Source organism: Klebsiella sp. P1CD1 (assembly GCF_003790505.1).
Taxonomy (GTDB): Bacteria; Pseudomonadota; Gammaproteobacteria; order Enterobacterales; family Enterobacteriaceae; genus Klebsiella; species Klebsiella variicola.
Genome location: NZ_CP033631.1, coordinates 5,232,895 through 5,252,280 on the forward strand (window position 1 = coordinate 5,232,895; position 19,386 = coordinate 5,252,280).

The 19,386-nt window shown below is 52.4% G+C and carries 16 protein-coding genes; 12 read left to right on the forward strand and 4 right to left on the reverse strand.

What is annotated here, in order from left to right; all coding sequences use genetic code 11:
* The first annotated feature begins 1 nt into the window (after position 1).
* The 6 genes from DTA24_RS25875 to yjeJ all read left to right on the forward strand — a co-directional run bounded on the left by DTA24_RS25875 (position 2) and on the right by yjeJ (position 8,662).
* Positions 2-2,545, forward strand: a complete 2,544-nt coding sequence (locus DTA24_RS25875) for a fimbria/pilus outer membrane usher protein (RefSeq protein WP_094955298.1) — start codon at positions 2-4, stop codon at positions 2,543-2,545.
* Positions 2,546-2,567: 22 nt separating this feature from the next.
* Entirely contained in the window at positions 2,568-3,602 is a 1,035-nt protein-coding gene (locus tag DTA24_RS25880; protein WP_012969126.1) for a fimbrial protein, read from the forward strand.
* A gap of 330 nt (positions 3,603-3,932) precedes the next feature.
* Positions 3,933-4,283 carry a hypothetical protein gene (locus DTA24_RS25885; protein WP_012969127.1) on the forward strand — a complete coding sequence of 117 codons (351 nt, stop codon included), beginning with the start codon at positions 3,933-3,935 and terminating at the stop codon, positions 4,281-4,283.
* A 98-nt stretch (positions 4,284-4,381) separates the two neighbouring features.
* Positions 4,382-5,668, forward strand: a complete 1,287-nt coding sequence (locus DTA24_RS25890; RefSeq protein ID WP_110196165.1) for an HlyD family secretion protein — start codon at positions 4,382-4,384, stop codon at positions 5,666-5,668.
* Positions 5,661-7,784, forward strand: coding sequence for a peptidase domain-containing ABC transporter (locus tag DTA24_RS25895; protein ID WP_123837127.1), 2,124 nt, complete (start codon positions 5,661-5,663; stop codon positions 7,782-7,784). Before DTA24_RS25890 ends, DTA24_RS25895 begins: the two co-directional genes overlap by 8 nt.
* 14 nt (positions 7,785-7,798) lie before the next feature.
* Entirely contained in the window at positions 7,799-8,662 is an 864-nt protein-coding gene (gene yjeJ / locus DTA24_RS25900) for a YjeJ family protein (protein WP_123837128.1), read from the forward strand.
* A gap of 53 nt (positions 8,663-8,715) precedes the next feature.
* Here the strand turns inward: yjeJ and DTA24_RS25905 are convergent, their stop codons facing one another.
* The 3 genes from DTA24_RS25905 to DTA24_RS25915 form a co-directional block, all read right to left on the reverse strand.
* A complete protein-coding gene (locus DTA24_RS25905) occupies positions 8,716-9,069 on the reverse strand; it encodes a DUF4156 domain-containing protein (protein ID WP_004152419.1) in 354 nt (117 codons plus the stop codon).
* 260 nt (positions 9,070-9,329) lie between these two features.
* Positions 9,330-10,976: a chaperonin GroEL gene (gene groL, locus DTA24_RS25910; RefSeq protein ID WP_008807218.1), complete on the reverse strand. Its 1,647-nt coding sequence runs from the start codon at positions 10,974-10,976 to the stop codon at positions 9,330-9,332.
* A gap of 37 nt (positions 10,977-11,013) precedes the next feature.
* Positions 11,014-11,307: a co-chaperone GroES gene (locus tag DTA24_RS25915; protein WP_003855929.1), complete on the reverse strand. Its 294-nt coding sequence runs from the start codon at positions 11,305-11,307 to the stop codon at positions 11,014-11,016.
* Between the two features lie 232 nt (positions 11,308-11,539).
* On the opposite strand from DTA24_RS25915, the gene yjeH reads away from it, so the two are divergent.
* On the forward strand, positions 11,540-12,790 hold the full coding sequence (gene yjeH / locus DTA24_RS25920) for an L-methionine/branched-chain amino acid transporter (RefSeq protein WP_012543132.1): 1,251 nt from the start codon (positions 11,540-11,542) through the stop codon (positions 12,788-12,790).
* 50 nt (positions 12,791-12,840) lie between these two features.
* On the opposite strand, the gene DTA24_RS25925 is transcribed toward yjeH, so the two are convergent.
* The gene (locus DTA24_RS25925; protein WP_012543133.1) at positions 12,841-13,317 is read right to left on the reverse strand and encodes an FxsA family protein; all 477 of its coding nucleotides are present in this window, start codon (positions 13,315-13,317) and stop codon (positions 12,841-12,843) included.
* 338 nt (positions 13,318-13,655) lie between these two features.
* Between DTA24_RS25925 and aspA the strand changes: the two genes are divergently transcribed.
* The 5 genes from aspA to DTA24_RS25955 all read left to right on the forward strand — a co-directional run bounded on the left by aspA (position 13,656) and on the right by DTA24_RS25955 (position 19,341).
* Positions 13,656-15,092, forward strand: a complete 1,437-nt coding sequence (gene aspA, locus DTA24_RS25935; RefSeq protein ID WP_123837129.1) for an aspartate ammonia-lyase — start codon at positions 13,656-13,658, stop codon at positions 15,090-15,092.
* A 115-nt stretch (positions 15,093-15,207) separates the two neighbouring features.
* Positions 15,208-16,509: an anaerobic C4-dicarboxylate transporter gene (locus tag DTA24_RS25940; protein WP_008807221.1), complete on the forward strand. Its 1,302-nt coding sequence runs from the start codon at positions 15,208-15,210 to the stop codon at positions 16,507-16,509.
* 125 nt (positions 16,510-16,634) lie between these two features.
* Positions 16,635-16,958 carry a divalent cation tolerance protein CutA gene (cutA, locus tag DTA24_RS25945; RefSeq protein WP_008807222.1) on the forward strand — a complete coding sequence of 108 codons (324 nt, stop codon included), beginning with the start codon at positions 16,635-16,637 and terminating at the stop codon, positions 16,956-16,958.
* On the forward strand, positions 16,934-18,730 hold the full coding sequence (locus DTA24_RS25950) for a protein-disulfide reductase DsbD (protein ID WP_123837130.1): 1,797 nt from the start codon (positions 16,934-16,936) through the stop codon (positions 18,728-18,730). Before cutA ends, DTA24_RS25950 begins: the two co-directional genes overlap by 25 nt.
* A gap of 35 nt (positions 18,731-18,765) precedes the next feature.
* The gene (locus DTA24_RS25955; RefSeq protein ID WP_123837195.1) at positions 18,766-19,341 is read left to right on the forward strand and encodes a transcriptional regulator; all 576 of its coding nucleotides are present in this window, start codon (positions 18,766-18,768) and stop codon (positions 19,339-19,341) included.
* Positions 19,342-19,386 lie beyond the last annotated feature (45 nt).

Genomic DNA, 19,386 nt, shown 5'->3' on the forward strand with positions numbered 1-19,386 from the left:
TATGCCAAATAAGAATAATGGATTATTCAAACTATCCACCATCTTCCTTGCAATGCTTCCGGCATTGCTTTCTGGTTTGAATAATAAAGCGCAAGCACGTGACTTTTTCGATCCCTCATTCATTAGCTCATTGAATGGTAGCGATCCATCAACCACTCCTGACTTATCCGTATTTCAGACCCAGAACGCGCAGGCGCCGGGGGATTATCGGGTCGATATCATGTTTAATGGCCGCTACCTGGATACCAGGACGATAAAGTTTGTCGCCAACAATCGCGCCAGCAGCGATAACCGCGAACCCGCTCTGGTTCCCTGCCTGAGTCTAAAAGCTCTCGCGGAATATGGCGTAAGGATAAAAGCTTTTCCAGAGTTAGCCGAGGATCAAAACGGCTGTGCAAACTTTTCTGTCATTCCGGACACCAAAGCGGACTTTGACTTCACCGCCCAGCGCTTAAATATCTCTATTCCGCAGGCGGCCTTATCCACCACCGCGCAGGGATATATTCCACCGGATCAGTTTGATGATGGCATCAACGCCCTGCTGGTGAACTACCAGTTCAGCGGCTCGAACGACATGCAGGCCAATGATGAATACTACAGCCTGAACCTGCAGTCTGGCCTCAACGTTGGCCCATGGCGTATCCGCAACCTCAGCACATGGAATAAAAACAATGGCGATGCCGGGGACTGGGATTCAGCCTATCTCTATATGCAGCGCAGCATTCGTCCGATCAACAGTAACCTGGTGATGGGCGAAAGTTCATCGCTCTCAACCATCTTCGACAGCGTGCCGTTTACCGGTATTCAGCTGGCCACCGATACCACGATGTTGCCGGAAAGTATGCGCGGCTATGCGCCGATTATTCGCGGTATCGCCAAAACCAACGCCCGCGTCGTCATTAAACAGAACGGCTACCAGGTTTACCAGACCTATGTGGCGCCCGGTGCATTTGAAATCACCGATATGTACCCGAGCGGCGGTAGCGGCGACCTTTACGTCAGCGTGGAAGAGTCCGACGGATCCAAGCAAGAATTTGTTGTGCCGTTCGCCACCCTGCCGGTCATGGTGCGTGAAAATCAACTGGAGTATGAGATTACTTCCGGTAAATATCGTCCTTACGATGGTGGAGTCGATGAAACGCCATTTACTCAGGCTACCGCGACCTACGGCGTCTCCAGCAGCCTGACAGTATATGGCGGCATGCAGGCGGCCTCGCGCTACCAGGCGCTATCGACGGGTCTCGGCTATAACCTCGGCGAGCTAGGCGCCGCCTCGGCAGACGTCACCCAAGCCTGGTCGAAAATGAAAGACGATGAAAAGACCTCCGGGCAGTCCTGGCGCGTACGTTACGGGAAAAACATCGTCGAAACCGGCACTAACGTCACCATCGCGGGCTACCGCTATTCCACCCGCGGGTTTAATACCCTCTCCGAGGTGCTGGATAGCTACTCTAATGACGGCAACTATAGCCCGCGTTCGCTGCGTAACCGTACCAACCTGACGGTTAACCAAAGCCTGGGTAAAGACCTGGGTAGCCTGTCCGTTAGTGGATTAATTGAAGATTACTGGGACGATAAGCGCACCAACAAGTCGATCAGCGTGGGGTACAACGGCGGCTTCCGCAATGTGAACTACTATCTGGGCTATAGCTATAACCGTTACACCTGGAGCGGGGATAGCTCCGGTAAAGACGCCCAGGACGATCAGCGCATCACCCTGACGGTGACCCTGCCGCTGAGCAACTGGCTGCCGGGTACATATACCAGCTATCAGTTAACCAACAGCAATCCGGGATCAACCGATCAGTCGGTATCCATAGGGGGGGTCGGGCTGGATAACGACAGCCTCGAGTGGAGCCTGCAGCAAGGGTACAGCAACCGGGAATACTACAGCGGCGATATGCGCGGGACTTATAACGGCGCCCGCGGCAGCGTTAATGCCGGCTACAGTTATGACAATAACAGCCAACGTATTGACTACGGCGCCAACGGCAGCATTCTTGCCCATGCCGATGGCATCACGCTTGGTCAGGACATCACCGACGCTGCCGTGCTGATTAAAGCACCAGGGCTGGATAACGTCAGACTGGCCAACGATAACACCATCTCCACCGACTATCGCGGTTACGCTATTGTCCCGTACGTTACACCTTATCGTCGCACCGATATCACACTGGACAGCACCACCCTTGGTGAAGATATGGAACTGCCAGAAACCACGAAGAGCGTTGTTCCGACGCGTGGTGCCATCGTGCGTGCAAGTTATGACGGCAATATCGGCCAGCGGGCCTTTGTGCATCTGAAAGCCGCCAATGGTCAGGACGTACCTTATGGCGCAATGGTCCTGCTCGCCGGAAATAGTAAATCGCAGCCAAGTATCGTCAGCGACGCGGGCATGGTCTATATGTCCGGCTTGCAGCAGACCGGGATCCTTAACGTTCAGTGGGGCAAAAGCGCCGCGCAGCAGTGCAATGCTTCATTTACTTTACCGGCCAGGGAAGGCAAAGCGACTGGCATCAGTCAAATCGAAGCGGTTTGCCGTTAGTCATCCATAGGGGAATATATTGATGAAAAGAATTTTTATCCTAATAACATTGCTGATGCTGGGTAGTGAGGCTGCTGCTAAGTGCACATATAGCGGCACTACCAAGCGTCAAGGCTTAACGCTGAACAATGTCAAAATTCCAACGGACACTTCCATTCCGGTAGGGACTGTATTGTATACCCATAAGTTTGGTACTGGATCGTATAAAGGTTTCACTTGTGATAAAAGCACCGATGACCAATATATTATTGATGTCGGGGCCGCCGCTGTTTCAGGCGTTACCGGTATTCAGGGCGGTACCGTATATGAAACGGGGATTGATGGCATTGGGTTTCAAGTCTCGGATTTATTGCGCAGTAAAAATGGCGCTCTGGTCGCTGCCGAGGCAGGTTCGACCCTGGTGCCGATAACAAAATCATCCGAGAATAACTATCAATTTATTACCGTATGGCTAGTCAAAACTAAAACCGTAATTGATACCAGCACCAAGTCCAGCTCAAACCCCTCCGTATCCTTTTCGGTAGGGAATCTAAAAACCAACCCGGTCGCAAACGATAGACTCATATACGAAGCAATTTCCATTTCAATTAAAAACATCAATTATCGTACTACATCTTGTAATATCTCTACGCCACGGTCGCAGGTGACACTGAATCGTATTGACAAAGGACAACTCATGTCACTGGCTCGTGGGGCAACAACGCCAGCGCAGAAGACCATTCCAATGAACATTAGCTGTCCGAATGATTCAGTCGGTAACACGGTGACCTACTGGTTCAACCCGATAGGTGGGATGAGCACTTCAGGTGATGGTATTGTCGACAACATGCTTACCGGAACAGAAGCAGCTAATAAGGTAGGAGTCATATTCAAGCTATCGGGCAGCCCTGTTGTTTTCTATGATACCGATAGTTACAATTATAAAATAAATACCAGCAATGACCTCAACAAAACCATCAATTTAACTGCCGACTATTATCGACAAAGTGATAGTAGCACTGATGTCACACTGGGACTGGTAAAAGGAATGATGGAAGTTGTAATCCAGGAGGATTAACTTCCTCCAAAAACCGCTACCCTCCTAAAAACCTCCAATAGGGGCATGAATTTGCCCCCATTACAACAAGCAAACTCAAAGACATTAATATAAACATGACGACAACGGAGTAAGTTATATGAAATCATTAATGAGTCGCTCATCACTATCTCTCATCGTCATATTAATGCCTGCCCTAAAACATGAAATGAAGCATGAAGTTAATCATTCATATATAAATCACATTCTTTTTATTGAACACCTTAAAACTTTCCACTATCTTTTTGCACCGGGCGATTACTTATCCCCGTTATTTTCAACATATAATATTTATTTTAAGGGATTATATTAATGAAAGAATTAACTGTATTCGAAATGGAAGAAATTTCTGGTGGTGCGCTGAGCGATACCATGTCTGATGTCGTCACTTGGATTGCTCAAGAAATTGGTGCCATCACTCTTGGAGCATCTCTGGGGGCACTGTTAGGGACGGCCTACGCAGGCCGCTGGGGCGGCGTGAGCGGCGGTATCTTCGGTATCGGCTCTATCGGCCAGGGCGTGGGCATGATCGCCGGGGTTATCCTTGGTGGTGTTTGTTTTGGCATTGCCGCTGCCGTAGTTGGTTGGGATACGACCTTTGATGTTGTCATGAAGGGTCTGGACGGTCTTATCGACGGTACATTTAACATCTGGAGCAACTAAGTTTTAGTGCTCATAACTGATTCAATATTATTGATATCAGTCAACTATTAAATAAGGCCTGGAACATCAGGCCTTTTAATTTTCAGTAAGTGAATATTATGTTAAAAAAAATCTATCGCAAGGAAGCGATTGAATACAAAAAGCATCACTGGAAAGGAAAGGCGCTGTTGCTTGCAGGGCTTCCAGCCTGGCTTATTGTATTGCTTTCTTTTTCCTTCCTGGCTATTTTGATCGCCACAACAATATTTTGTTCTTTTACCCAACGCATTGATGTTAAGGGTGAGGTGATTACTCTTCCTCACTCTGTTAACGTTTATGCTCCGCAGCAAGGGTTTGTCATTTCTCAATATGCTAAAGTCGGTGATATTGTCAACAAAGGACAACCTTTATATGAAATTGATATTTCCCGTAATACCACAACCGGCAACGTCAGTGCGGCGCAAATAGAAGTCATTAATGAAAAAATAGCAAACGCTGAAGATATTATTAGCAAGCTCTCGCATAATAAAGAAGAGACAAGTTTATCTTTAGATAAGCAGTTGAAAACTATCAATGATTCGTTAAAAGAAACTAACCAGATGCTGGCTAATGCCCAAACGGGCTTAAAAAAAATGCACGATAATCTTGCCAGCTATGATAAATACTTAAGTGACGGACTTATCACCAAAGACCAGTACAACTACCAGCACTCATTGTATTTTCAACAGCAAAGTACCTATCAATCTCTGGTTAGCCAAAAAATGCAACTGGAATCACAGGTCACGCAGTTAAATAGCGACAAGATTACCAAAACAGCGGATTTTGATAATCAAATATCATCGCAGGAAAATCAAATAAATGACTATAAAAACCAGTTGGTTGAATCGAGTGCCAATGGCAATATCATCATTAAAGCAACTACCGAAGGACGCATTGAATCACTGGCAGTGACAAAAGGCCAGATGGTTGACAAAGGCAGCAGTTTAGCGCAAATAAAACCCACAGGTGATATAGAGTACTATCTTATTCTATGGTTACCTAATAATAGCATCCCTTATGTAAAGCCCGGTGATGTTATTAATATTCGTTATGATGCTTTTCCAGCCGATAAATTTGGTCAATTCCCTGGAAAGATACTTTCAATATCTTCGGTCCCAACATCAAGACAGGAAATGTCTGAGTATACGAACGTCACTGACGGCACCAATCAGCAGGAACTGGCGCTCTATAAAACCATTGTGAAAATTGAAAACAAAACCTTTGAATATAATGGCAAAACACTTTCGCTTTCAAATGGCCTCAAGGCTCAAGCTATTGTATTTCTGGAAGAGCGCCCACTCTATATGTGGATGTTTACCCCTGTGTATAAGATAACTCAAAGCATTACTGGGCCGATCAATGACTAACGAACTATTTAAAACCGTTGTTGCAAAGTTGAATTTTTCTCTGATTAACAAAACGCCCGTTATTCTACAATCTGAATCATCAGAATGTGGCATTGCCTGTCTGGCGATGGTCTGCGGTTATTACGGGCTGAATATCGATTTGTTCAATTTCCGTCAGCGGTTTGGTAGCCCCTCACAGGGCTCCTCACTGATGTCTCTAAGCAAAACTGCAGAGCATGCCGGTCTAAAAAGCCGAGCGTTAGCTCTCGACCTCGATGAAATTAAGCAACTTAAACTTCCCTGTGTTATTCACTGGGGAATGAATCACTATGTCGTTCTTACGAAAGTAAGAAAAAACGGATTTATCATTCACGATCCTTCGTTGGGTAAACGAATCATCGGCATCAGTGAGATGTCCAAGAATTTTACCGGCGTTGCACTTGAACTGTGGCCCGATCATAATTTCCAACAAGAAGAAGCCAAATCCCGGTTACGACTCCTGGATTTAATGCATAAAATTGTTGGCTTAAAATCGGCGCTAATTAAGATTTTTGCATTTTCGGTTGTTGTTGAAGCTATCGGCCTCCTGTTACCCATTGGTACACAGTTAGTCACTGACCATGTTATCATGGCTCACGATGAAAGCTTGCTTTCTGTTATTTGTATTGGTTTGATATTTTTCACTCTGTTTCGTACTTTTATTAGTATGCTACGAGCATGGACTTCTTTGACACTAAATACGCTGACAAATATTCAATGGAAAACAACGCTGTTCGACCATTTAGCAAGTTTGCCATTATCCTTTTTTGAGAAAAGGCATTTAGGTGATATTCAGTCTCGTTTCTCGTCTCTGGATACCATTCGCTCAATATTTACCAATAGTATCGTCACCGGTATCATTGATTCCATAATGACGATCGGCTTACTGGTAATGCTGACCTTATACGGTGGTTGGTTAGTCTGGGTCGTCGTTGGTTTTACCGTTTGCTATGCGATTATGCGCTTCGCAACCTATGGGTTTTATCGTCGCGTTACGGAAGAACAGGTCGTCAAGGGTGCACGTGCAAATTCCCACTTTATGGAGTCACTTTACGGCATCGCTACCATTAAAGCCCTGAATTTAAAAGGACGTCGTTCACAGCATTGGCTCAATCTTAACGTTGATGCCAGCAACGCAGGTATAAAGCAAACTCGTTTTGATATGATGTATGGTGGAATTAATACCTTTATCACCTCTATCGATCAGGTCGCTGTACTGTGGCTGGGTGCAATAATGGTTATTGACAATGAAATGACGCTCGGTATGTTTATGGCATTTAACGCCTATCGGGGCCAGTTTTCTCAGCGTGCATCTAATCTCATTGATTTAGTGATGCAGCTTAGAATGCTATCACTCCACAATGAACGTCTTTCCGAAATCGCGTTTAGTGAACCAGAAAAAGAGCTGCCTTCTCGACGTGTTTTCACAGAAAATACTGGTGTACAACTTGAAGTAAGGAATCTTAGTTATCAATACGATCCTTTTTCACAACCCATTTTTACTAATCTGAACATAACCATTACTCCTGGAGAGTCAGTCGCGTTAATTGGCCCGTCCGGGGTTGGCAAAACCACACTTTTAAAAGTCATGTGCGGGTTGCTCTCACCTGACTCCGGTGAAATACTCGCTGATAACCTGGAGATTAAGAAGATTGGTTTAAATAACTACCGCCTTGGGATCGCCTGCGTACTCCAGGAAGACCGTCTCTTTTCTGGTTCACTTATCGATAATATTAGTGGTTTTGATGACAACGTCGACCTTGATTTTGTTATGGAGTGTGCCAAGCGTTGTAATATTCATGACGAAATAATGAAGATGGCCATGGGGTATGAAACTATCGTCGGCGAACTGGGATTAGGTATATCCGGTGGGCAAAAGCAGCGTATCCTCATCGCCCGCGCACTGTATCGCAAACCGAGTATTTTATTTATGGATGAGGCTACCAGCCATCTTGACCTCAGAAATGAGTCGGTTATCAATCAGTCTATTTCAGCGCTAAGTATCACCCGCATTATCGTCGCGCATCGACCATCGACAATTGCATCCGCCGATCGTGTTATCGATCTCTCACAATCAAAGTCGGTGACTACTGCTTAATAAAGGAGAAGAATATGCAAGGAACGTTTATAGGTTTTAATACCGCAGGAATTACCTTTGAAGAGCGATTTTTAGCGTTGCTGCTGAAAGTTAAGAAGGAAAATGGCTTTTGCGAGATTTACTATCTTCAGGCACCGGTGCTAGCTGATCTGCTCCTGATACTGCAGAGCAGAATGGCTGTGGTTTTCCAGCGGCTTGAAAACCAGGGAGAGGCCTATAAAGATGAGCTTATCACGTATAATGAGGCACTTGTTGCCCATATTCCTCAGGTTGAGACGGCTGAAATACAGCAACCATCCCCTGAGCGGCGAATCATGTCCATTACGCTCAAACCTGGCGAAACACAGTCAACGTTAATTCTTGTATTTCAGGATGAACAAATTAGTACTTTATGTATTGACGATCTACAAATCGAAGCATTAATTATCGGTATTCAACAAGCATTAAAAACAGTCGGCGACCTGGAACTGGTTAAGTATTTAAGTTCAAATATGGATTTTTTAATGTGCTACACCGTGGACTTAACCACCCAGCCCAATATTGATTACCAGCAGTATCCTCAGGAAGAGTGGAAGTTGAACCTGTTTTCCCATTATCTGGGCGTGCTGTACTGCTGTGAGACGGACGAAGGGAAGAAAATTGTCTCCGGAGCTGTGATCAAAACCAGCGCGCCGCATCTGTCTGAACTGGAAAATAACGTCGTGATGCAGCTTATCGAGAAAAGCCCCAAGCTTAAGGCGATACACGCGGAGCTGGCGCCATGCCAGATCTTCAGTACCATTATCCCTTCCCAGCCAGGAAGAATGCTCAGTCTGGAAGAGTGCCTGCGTCCCCTGCACGCGTTCTACCTTGAGAAGAAAGCAGAACTTAGTGCCTGATCCGCATCTTCAACTACGCCTCTCTCCGCGCTCGCAGAGAGAGGCGTCACGCATCAGTTCGGGCACTTATAAACCTGGCCGTTCATTTCGCTGTCGGTAGGTACAAAGCTCGACAGCAGATTCTGCGTCGGGCTGCTGACGCCGTAAATCACGTTGCCGCCCATCGCTGCCGCCTGGTTACGCAGAGCGTTCGCCGCACCGCGCATAGAACCACCCTCATCGCCATTCTGGCCGGAGAGCCAGTTGCTCTGTTTACCCGTCGCGGTCCCTAACAGCTGACACTCTGCGCCCGGCTTCTCCTGCACGAAGCGCACATTCTGGCCGGCAGAGGTTAATTCATTGCTGGAACTGCAACCTGCCAACAGTAAGGCTGCGCCGACAATCCCTGCTAAATATTTTACCTGCATGTTATTCCCCATGATCGATGAGCTGGACGCACTGGCCCGGATGTAAATCTGTCATCCTTCAAACTGCGTCGGCATGAGCCGCGTTCATTTCCTCCCCGGTCGCGCTTGTCAGTTCACGCCCGAAACGGAGGTGCTTGCCGCTCTGATGCAGCTTAAATGATTTTTATGTATAAGCCTTATACTAAAAAGCGCGCCAAAAGAAAAACCCCCAGCCATTGCTGGCCAGGGGTTTCTGCTTTTTTATGCCGTAGAGCGCACGATTACATCATGCCGCCCATACCGCCCATGCCGCCCATACCGCCAGCAGCACCTAAGTCAGGCGCGTCGCCTTTCGGCAGGTCGGTCACCATGCACTCGGTGGTGATCATCAGACCAGCCACGGATGCCGCGTACTGCAGAGCAGAACGGGTCACTTTGGTTGGGTCCAGGATACCGAAGTCGATCATGTTGCCGTATTCTTCAGTTGCTGCGTTGTAACCGTAGTTACCGTCGCCAGCTTTCACGTTGTTAGCAACAACAGACGGCTCTTCACCGGCGTTGGACACGATCTGACGCAGCGGTGCTTCCATTGCGCGCAGCGCAACTTTGATACCGACGTTCTGATCTTCGTTCTGACCGGTCAGGCCAGCGAGTTTCGCCGCAACGCGAACCAGCGCTACGCCGCCGCCAGCCACAACGCCTTCTTCAACCGCAGCACGGGTTGCGTGCAGGGCGTCGTCGACGCGTGCTTTTTTCTCTTTCATTTCAACTTCGGTAGCCGCACCGACTTTGATTACTGCCACGCCGCCAGCCAGTTTAGCGACACGTTCCTGCAGTTTTTCGCGGTCGTAATCGGAGGTCGCTTCTTCGATCTGCTTACGGATCTGAGCTACACGGCCCTGGATTGCAGACTCTTCGCCAACGCCATCGATGATGGTGGTGGTGTCTTTGTTGATAACCACGCGTTTCGCCTGGCCCAGATCTTCCAGAGTCGCTTTTTCCAGCTCCATACCGATCTCTTCAGAGATAACGGTACCGCCAGTCAGGGTAGCGATATCCTGCAGCATGGCTTTACGACGGTCGCCGAAGCCCGGTGCTTTCACCGCAGCCACTTTAACGATGCCGCGCATGGTGTTAACCACCAGGGTCGCCAGCGCTTCGCCTTCAACGTCTTCAGCGATGATAACCAGCGGTTTGCCAGCTTTCGCTACGGCTTCCAGAACCGGCAGCATTTCGCGGATGTTGGAGATTTTTTTATCAGCCAGCAGGATGAACGGGCTTTCCAGCTCAACGGCACCGGTGTCCGGCTTGTTGATGAAGTACGGGGACAGGTAGCCGCGGTCGAACTGCATACCTTCAACCACGTCCAGTTCGTCTTCCAGACCGGTACCGTCTTCAACGGTGATCACGCCTTCTTTACCGACTTTATCCATCGCTTCCGCGATCAGTTTACCGACGGTTTCGTCGGAGTTAGCGGAGATGGTACCAACCTGAGCGATAGCTTTAGAGTCAGAGCACGGTACGGACAGCGCTTTCAGTTCTTCAACGGCGGCAATGACAGCTTTGTCGATACCACGTTTCAGATCCATCGGGTTCATGCCTGCTGCAACAGCTTTCAGGCCTTCGTTCACGATAGCCTGAGCCAGCACGGTTGCGGTGGTGGTACCGTCGCCTGCCGCGTCGTTCGCTTTAGAGGCAACTTCTTTCACCATCTGCGCACCCATGTTTTCGAACTTGTCTTCCAGTTCGATTTCACGAGCAACGGAAACGCCATCTTTAGTGATGGTCGGCGCGCCGAAGGATTTGTCCAGAACCACGTTGCGGCCTTTCGGGCCCAGGGTCACTTTAACTGCATCTGCCAGTACGTTTACGCCGCGCAGCATTTTTACACGAGCGTCGTTACCGAATTTTACGTCTTTTGCTGCCATTTCTTTTATTCCTCAAATTCGTTCAGGGTCGTGCGAATTACGCTTCAACAATTGCCAGGATGTCGCTTTCGGACATGATCAGCACTTCTTCGTTGTCGATCTTCTCAGACTTCACGCCGTAGCCATCGTTGAAAATCACGATGTCACCAACTTTAACGTCCAGCGGCTGCACAGTTCCGTTTTCCAGAATGCGGCCTTTACCGACAGCGATGATTTCGCCACGAGTTGATTTAGCTGCCGCAGAACCGGTCAGAACGATGCCGCCTGCAGATTTGGTTTCAACTTCTTTACGTTTGACGATCACACGATCATGTAACGGACGAATACTCATTGATAGCTCTCCTTCGAGAAAGTCATTATCAGTTATGGGTGACGCCGGGCCGAACGCGGTTTACCGGCTAGTGCAGAGAGAGATGGGGGTGGCCATTTCCCGCTTCAAGGGCAAAATCAAAAAAAATTTTTACCTTTGCGCTAGTGCGCAAAAAGCAGCGCTATCGGCCAATGCGTCATAAGGAAAAGCGATTGTGATACTCTCTTTTTTTTCACTGGCGCAGGATGGAATCATGAGTGGTTTAAAACAGGAGTTGGGACTGGGACAGGGAGTCGGATTACTTTCCACCTCATTGCTGGGTACCGGCGTCTTCGCCGTCCCGGCGCTGGCGGCGCTGGTCGCTGGCGATAACAGTCTGTGGGCATGGCCGCTGCTCATTCTCCTTGTTTTCCCGATTGCCATCGTCTTTGCCCTACTGGGCCGCCATTTTCCCAGCGCGGGCGGCGTGGCCCACTTTGTCGATATGGCATTTGGCCCACGTCTGGCCAGCGTCACCGGCTGGCTGTTTTTATCCGTTATCCCGGTCGGACTCCCCGCCGCGCTGCACATCGCCACCGGCTTCGGCCAGGCGCTGTTCGGCTGGCATGATGCGCAGCTACTGCTGGCGGAGCTGGGCACCCTGGCCATCGTCTGGTGGATCGGTTCGCGTGGCGCCAGCTCCAGCGCCAACCTGCAGACGCTGGTTGCCGTGCTGATTGTGGCGCTGATCGTCGCCGTCTGGTGGCGTGGCGGGATAAGCCCGGCGCAGATCCCCTTCCCCGCCCTGACGGAGATCGACCATGGTCAGCTCTTCTCCGCGCTGTCGGTCATGTTCTGGTGCTTTGTCGGTCTGGAAGCTTTTGCTCACCTGGCCTCGGAGTTTAAACATCCCGAGCGTGACTTCCCCAGGGCGCTGATGATAGGCCTGCTGCTTGCCGGTTCGGTCTACTGGGCCTGTACCGTGCTGGTGCTGCACTTCCACGCCTTTGGCGAGGAGATGGCGGCGGCGGCGTCACTACCGAACATCGTGGTCCGTCTGTTCGGTGTCGAAGCGCTGTGGGTGGCCTGCGTCATCGGCTATCTCGCCTGTTTCGCCAGCCTCAACATCTATATTCAAAGCTTCGCCCGCCTGGTCTGGTCGCAGGCGCAGCATAAGCCCGAAAGCTACCTCGCCCGCCTGTCGCCACGGCAGATCCCGCGCAATGCCCTCAACGCCGTGCTGGGCTCCTGCGTGGTCAGCACCCTGTGTATCTATTTGCTCGATATCAACCTGGACGCGCTGATCGTCTATGCCAACGGCATTTTCATCATGATCTATCTGCTGTGCATGCTGGCCGGCTGTCGTTTGCTGCGCGGGCGCTATCGGCTATTGGCGGTGGTGGGCAGTATTCTCTGTCTGCTGCTGCTGGCGATGGTCGGCTGGAAGAGTCTGTACGCGCTGGTGATGCTGGCGGGGCTGTGGCTGTTTTTACCCAGGCGCAAGCTGGCGACGGGAAGCGTGTAGGCCTGGAAAGAAAGCGGCCCGGTCGCATCTGCTGACCGGGCCGGGGGATGTTAATCGCGGGGATCGTCCTTATGGTCCAGACGATCGCGCTGCTCATCCTTACGCTGGAATTCCCCTTCGAAGGTCTCACCGCCGCCAGTTCCGGCGCTAAAGCCGCCGCCCGGCATCCGGCTGAAGCGCAGATGCGGCATCAGCTTCATCGTCAGGTGCTTCTGCACCGGCGGCAGTAACAGCAGCAGGCCAAGGAAGTCGGTAAAGAACCCCGGGAGCAACAGCAGCAGACCGGCAATAATCAGTGAAACGCTCTTGATCATCTCCGCCGCCGGGCTCTCGCCTGCGGCCATCTTCTGCTGCATCAGCAGGAAATTTTTGAAGCCCTGGTTACGCACCAGCGACATCCCTACCACCGAGCTAAAGATCACCAGGATTAGGGTCATAAAGACGCCCAGCACGTGCGCGACCTGAATAAAGATCGATATCTCAATGTAAACGTAAAGAAAAAAGGCAATAAACGGAATCCAACGCACCGGCGTCTCCTTCATCTAACGGGCGCTGAGCTCAGCCCCCGTAATCATCAATTTGCTGATCGCATCCCACTAAGATGGGGATGCTGCGCGGCTTTTCAATCAGCGGAAATGCTTATTTTTTCCAGCAATAGGAAAGCGGTGACCCATTTCACAGATTAATAAATCTTCTCACACCCGCGATGTAATAAGTGATCAAGCTTACTGATATTCGCTATCATCAGCATATGATCTTGGGCACCAGGCCGGTTAAGGAAATAATCGTCGGCCAGAAAATATACTGAATCCTGGATATTCTGTGTATTTGGTGAATTCATTGGCAGCTTGAAAAGAAGGTTCACATGTTAAACAACATTCGTATCGAAGAAGATCTGTTGGGCACCAGGGAAGTTCCCGCGGACGCTTACTACGGCGTTCATACTCTGCGAGCGATTGAAAACTTCTACATTAGCAACAGCAAAATCAGCGACATACCAGAATTCGTGCGCGGCATGGTGATGGTGAAGAAAGCCGCCGCGCTGGCGAACAAGGAGCTGCAGACCATTCCCAAAAGCGCGGCAAATGCGATTATCGCCGCCTGTGACGAAGTCCTCAATAACGGCAAATGCATGGACCAGTTCCCGGTCGATGTCTTCCAGGGCGGGGCCGGCACCTCCGTAAACATGAACACCAACGAAGTCCTGGCGAACATCGGCCTCGAGCTGATGGGCCATCAGAAAGGCGAATACCAGTACCTGAACCCAAACGATCACGTCAACAAATGCCAGTCCACCAACGATGCCTACCCGACCGGATTCCGCATCGCGGTGTATGCCTCCATCCTGAAGTTAATCGATGCGATTAAACAGCTGGGCGAAGGCTTCCAGGCGAAAGCCGTAGAGTTCCAGGACATCCTCAAAATGGGCCGCACCCAGCTGCAGGACGCGGTGCCGATGACCCTCGGCCAGGAGTTCCATGCCTTCAATGTGCTGCTTAATGAAGAGACCAAAAGTATTCTGCGCACTGCGGAGCTGCTGCTGGAGGTGAACCTCGGCGCCACCGCCATCGGTACACGCCTCAACACCCCGGACGGCTATCAACAGCTGGCGGTGCAGAAGCTGGCGGAAGTGAGCAACTTACCGGTCGTTCCGGCGGAAGATCTGATTGAAGCCACCTCGGACTGCGGGGCGTACGTTATGGTTCACAGTTCGCTGAAACGCCTGGCGGTGAAACTGTCCAAGATCTGTAACGACCTGCGCCTGCTCTCTTCCGGTCCACGCACAGGCCTCAACGAAATCAACCTGCCGGAGCTGCAGGCGGGTTCCTCTATTATGCCGGCGAAGGTTAACCCGGTAGTGCCGGAGGTGGTCAACCAGGTCTGCTTTAAAGTCATCGGCAACGACACCACGGTGACCATGGCCTCCGAAGCCGGGCAGCTGCAGCTGAACGTGATGGAGCCGGTGATCGGCCAGGCGATGTTCGAATCCATACATATCCTGACCAACGCCTGCTACAACCTGCTGGAGAAATGCGTTAACGGCATCACCGCCAATAAAGCGGTATGTGAAGGCTACGTCTACAACTCCATCGGCATCGTCACCTACCTCAACCCGTTTATCGGCCACCACAATGGCGATATCGTCGGCAAGATCTGCGCCGAAACCGGCAAGAGCGTGCGGGAAGTGGTGCTGGAGCGTGGGCTGCTGACGGCGGCGGAGCTGGATGATATTTTCTCCGCGCAAAACCTGATGCATCCTGCTTATAAAGCGAAGCGTTATACCGATGAAAGCGAACAGTAATCTTTCCGGTTAGTCATTGAAAGGCATGTCAGCGATGACATGCCTTTTTTGCTTTTTAGTTTTACTAAAATACAACAATCCAATATCAACTTGTTAAAAAACAAGGAAGGCATATATGTTTGGTGCAGAACTGGTTATTGTCCTGCTGGCGATTTATCTCGGCGCCAGGCTCGGCGGCATTGGTATCGGCTTTGCCGGTGGCCTTGGCGTCCTTGTCCTGACGCTTATTTTTCAAATCAAACCGGGTGCGATCCCCTTCGACGTTATTGAAATCATCATGGCGGTCATCGCCGCTATCGCCGCCATGCAGGTCGCCGGCGGGATGGATTACCTGGTCAGCCTCGCCGAACGGATGCTGCGCCGCCACCCGAAGTACATTACCTTCCTTGCCCCGCTGGTGACCTGGTTTATGACCGTACTCGCCGGCACCGGCCATACCGCCTTCTCCACGCTGCCGGTGATCACCGAAGTGGCCAAAGAGCAAGGCATTCGCCCATCTCGTCCGCTGTCGATTGCGGTCGTGGCCTCTCAGATAGCGATCACCGCCTCGCCTATCTCCGCGGCGGTGGTGTTCTTTGCCGGGATCCTTGAGCCGCTGGGCGTTAGCTACCTGACGCTGCTGGCCATCTGTATTCCGGTCACCCTGCTGGCGGTAATGCTCACCGCGATTGTTTGCAACTTCCTCGGCTGCGAACTGAAAGACGATCCCATTTACCAGGAGCGGCTGGCCAAGGGGGAAGTTAGACTGCGCGGCAGCCAGGTGTTTGAGCTGAAGCCGCACGCCAAACGCTCTGTCCTCCTGTTTTTGATCGGCATCGTGGCGGTGATGTTCTACGCCACGGCCATCAGCGATACCGTCGGCCTGATCAAGAACCCGGTGCTGCCGCGTAACGAAGCGATCGTGGTGTTTATGCTGACCATCGCCACCCTGATTAGCATCACCTGCAAAATCGACACTGGCGAAGTGCTCAACGCCAGCACCTTTAAATCCGGGATGAGCGCCTGCGTCTGCGTCCTCGGCGTCGCCTGGCTGGGCGATACCTTCGTTAAAGCGCACATCAGCGATATCCAGGCCGTGGCCGGCGACCTGCTGCACAATTACCCATGGCTGCTGGCGGTGGTGCTGTTCTTCGCCGCCACGCTGCTCTACTCACAGGCAGCCACCACCAAGGCGCTGATGCCCGCCGCGCTGCTGCTCGGCGTCAGCCCGCTGACGGCGATCGCCTCGTTTGCCGCCGTCTCGGCACTGTTCGTCCTGCCAACCTATCCGACCCTGCTGGCGGCGGTGGAGATGGACGACACCGGCTCGACGCGCATCGGCAAATACGTCTTTAACCACGCCTTCCTGATCCCCGGCGTTATCGCTATCACGCTGTGCGTGATCCTGGGCTTTATCTTTGGCGGGATTATGCTGTAAATACCGCTGGCAGCGGGCCCCGCGCGGGCCCGCTGCCCGTTTCCCTCCCCTACCCCCGATCGTGACGCTAATATCCCCGCATCTTGCGTGCTATAGTGCCTCTTTTCGCTGATACGAGGTTCATGATGACTACGCCTGATGCTGTTGTTGTGCTCTGTACCGCGCCGGATGAAGCGACCGCCCAGGATCTGGCGGCAAAAGCGCTGGCGGACAAGCTGGCCGCCTGTGCCACGCTGCTGCCGGGCGCCACCTCGCTCTATTACTGGGAAGGGAAACTCGAGCAGGAGTATGAAGTTCAGATGCTGCTCAAAACCGACCTTGCCCATCAGCAGGCGCTGCTGGATTGCCTGAAGTCTCACCACCCGTATCAAACCCCTGAACTGCTGGTTCTACCCGTCATTCATGGAGACAACGATTACCTCTCATGGCTTACCGCATCATTACGCTGATCCTGCTGCTGTGCAGCACGTCAGCCACCGCCGGGTTATTCGACGCGCCGGGGCGCTCGAACTTCGTGCCTGCTGACCAGGCCTTCGCCTTTGACTTTCAGCAGCAACAGCACGATGTCAACCTGAGCTGGCAAATCAAGGATGGTTACTATCTTTATCGTCAACAGTTTACCTTTCGCGCCGCCGGGGCGACGATCGACGAACCGGCGCTCCCGGCAGGAGAGTGGCATCAAGATGAGTTTTACGGCAAAAGCGAGATTTTCCGCCAGCGCCTGACCGTGCCGGTCACGGTGAAGCAGGCGGAGAAAGACGCCACCCTCACCGTCACCTGGCAGGGCTGCGCCGATGCCGGATTCTGTTATCCACCGGAAACCAAAGTGATCCCGCTGAGCGCCGTGCTGGCGACTTCTGCCGACGGCCAGGCAACCGCCATCGAGCCCATGCCGTCGACGAGCAGCCGTCCGGCGTTCAACCCGCCGCTGCCGGTTGAGCCGCGACCGGCCCCGGAGCTCGCCACATCACCTGCGCCTGCCGCAGTGCCGCCTGCAGACACGCCTGCCCGCCTGCCCTTTACGGCGCTGTGGGCGCTGCTGATAGGTATTGGTATCGCCTTCACCCCCTGCGTGCTGCCGATGTACCCGCTGATTTCCGGCATTGTGCTGGGCGGAAAGCAGCGGCTTTCCACCGCGCGCGCCCTGCTGCTGGCCTTTATTTACGTCCAGGGGATGGCCTTAACCTACACCGCGCTGGGGCTGGTAGTGGCCGCCGCCGGTCTGCAGTTCCAGGCGGCCCTGCAGCACCCGTATGTCCTGGCGGGACTGTCGGTGGTATTTATTCTGCTGGCGCTCTCCATGTTCGGCCTGTTCACGCTCCAGTTGCCCTCCTCGCTGCAGACGCGGCTGGCGCTGCTCAGCAATAAGCGCCAGGGCGGCTCGCCCGGTGGCGTTTTCGCGATGGGCGCCATTGCCGGACTGATCTGCTCCCCATGCACCACCGCGCCGCTGAGCGCCATCCTGTTGTATATCGCCCAGAGCGGTAATCTCTGGCTGGGCGGCGGCACGCTGTACCTCTACGCGCTGGGCATGGGCCTGCCATTGATCCTCGTCACCGTATTTGGCAACCGTCTGCTGCCGAAGAGCGGCCCGTGGATGAGCCATGTGAAGACCGCCTTCGGGTTCGTGATCCTGGCTCTGCCCGTTTTCCTGCTGGAGCGCATTGTCGGCGACCCGTGGGGATTACGTCTGTGGTCAATGCTTGGCGTCGCCTTCTTCAGCTGGGCGTTTATCACCTCGCTGGGCGCTACCCGGCCGTGGATGCGGCTGGTACAAATCATCCTGCTTGCTGCCGCGCTGGTCAGCGCGCGGCCCCTGCAGGACTGGGCATTTGGCGCTCCGGCAGTCGAGCAGCAGGCGCATCTGACGTTCACCCGCGTCAACTCGGTGGCCGAGCTTAACCAGGCGCTGGCGCAGGCAAAAGGCCAACCGGTGATGCTCGATCTTTACGCCGACTGGTGCGTGGCGTGCAAAGAGTTTGAAAAATACACCTTTAGTTCACCTGACGTGCAGCAGGCGCTGAAAGGCACCGTGTTATTACAGATTGATGTGACGAAGAACAGCCCGCAAGACGTCGCGCTGCTGAAACACCGGCAGGTGCTCGGTCTGCCGACGATCTTGTTCTTCAACGCTGAGGGTCAGGAACAGCCTGAGCGGCGAGTCACCGGCTTTATGGATGCCGCGGCATTCAGCGCCCATTTGCGCGATTGGCAAGCGTGAGCGACACTTTAGGAGGAAAGATGGAGGAGAACACCGTGCTACGTGAAGACGTCCTGGCAGAAGCCATTAAAATTCTTGAAATTGAAGGTATCGCCAACACGTCGCTGGAGATGGTCGCTGAGCGCGTGTCCTGTCCGACGAGCGACCTGAAACGCTTCTGGCCCGATCGCGAAGCGCTGCTGTACGACGCGCTTCGCTATCTGAGCCAGCAGGTGGATGCCTGGCGCCGACAGTTGCTGCTGGACGACACCTTAAGCGCAGAGCAAAAGCTGCTGGCACGCTATGCCGCGCTCACCACCTGCGTTAGTAACCACCGCTACCCCGGCTGTCTGTTTATCGCCGCCTGCACCTTCTATCCTGATCCCCAGCACCCCATTCACCAGCTGGCGGAACAGCAGAAGCAGGCTTCGCTGGCCTTTACTCATGAGCTGCTGACTCAGCTGGAGGTGGATGACCCGGAAATGGTCGCTAAACAGATGGAGCTGATCGTCGAGGGCTGCCTGAGCCGTCTGCTGATCAAGCGTAGCCAGACGGATGTGGATACGGCCCGGCGGCTGGCAGAAGATATTCTGCGCTTCGCCCAGTGTCGTATGGGCGGCGCCTTAACCTGATTCTGATATCCTAACCGCCACGTCGCGCCTATAATTTCCCCCTCA

Coding starts and splice junctions, on each gene's coding strand:
- DTA24_RS25875 (WP_094955298.1), top strand. CDS start 2: ATGCCAAATAAGAATAATGGATTATTCAAACTATCCACCATCTTCCTT.
- DTA24_RS25880 (WP_012969126.1), top strand. CDS start 2,568: ATGAAAAGAATTTTTATCCTAATAACATTGCTGATGCTGGGTAGTGAG.
- DTA24_RS25885 (WP_012969127.1), top strand. CDS start 3,933: ATGAAAGAATTAACTGTATTCGAAATGGAAGAAATTTCTGGTGGTGCG.
- DTA24_RS25890 (WP_110196165.1), top strand. CDS start 4,382: ATGTTAAAAAAAATCTATCGCAAGGAAGCGATTGAATACAAAAAGCAT.
- DTA24_RS25895 (WP_123837127.1), top strand. CDS start 5,661: ATGACTAACGAACTATTTAAAACCGTTGTTGCAAAGTTGAATTTTTCT.
- yjeJ (WP_123837128.1), top strand. CDS start 7,799: ATGCAAGGAACGTTTATAGGTTTTAATACCGCAGGAATTACCTTTGAA.
- DTA24_RS25905 (WP_004152419.1), bottom strand. CDS start 9,069: ATGCAGGTAAAATATTTAGCAGGGATTGTCGGCGCAGCCTTACTGTTG.
- groL (WP_008807218.1), bottom strand. CDS start 10,976: ATGGCAGCAAAAGACGTAAAATTCGGTAACGACGCTCGTGTAAAAATG.
- DTA24_RS25915 (WP_003855929.1), bottom strand. CDS start 11,307: ATGAGTATTCGTCCGTTACATGATCGTGTGATCGTCAAACGTAAAGAA.
- yjeH (WP_012543132.1), top strand. CDS start 11,540: ATGAGTGGTTTAAAACAGGAGTTGGGACTGGGACAGGGAGTCGGATTA.
- aspA (WP_123837129.1), top strand. CDS start 13,656: ATGTTAAACAACATTCGTATCGAAGAAGATCTGTTGGGCACCAGGGAA.
- DTA24_RS25940 (WP_008807221.1), top strand. CDS start 15,208: ATGTTTGGTGCAGAACTGGTTATTGTCCTGCTGGCGATTTATCTCGGC.
- cutA (WP_008807222.1), top strand. CDS start 16,635: ATGACTACGCCTGATGCTGTTGTTGTGCTCTGTACCGCGCCGGATGAA.
- DTA24_RS25950 (WP_123837130.1), top strand. CDS start 16,934: ATGGCTTACCGCATCATTACGCTGATCCTGCTGCTGTGCAGCACGTCA.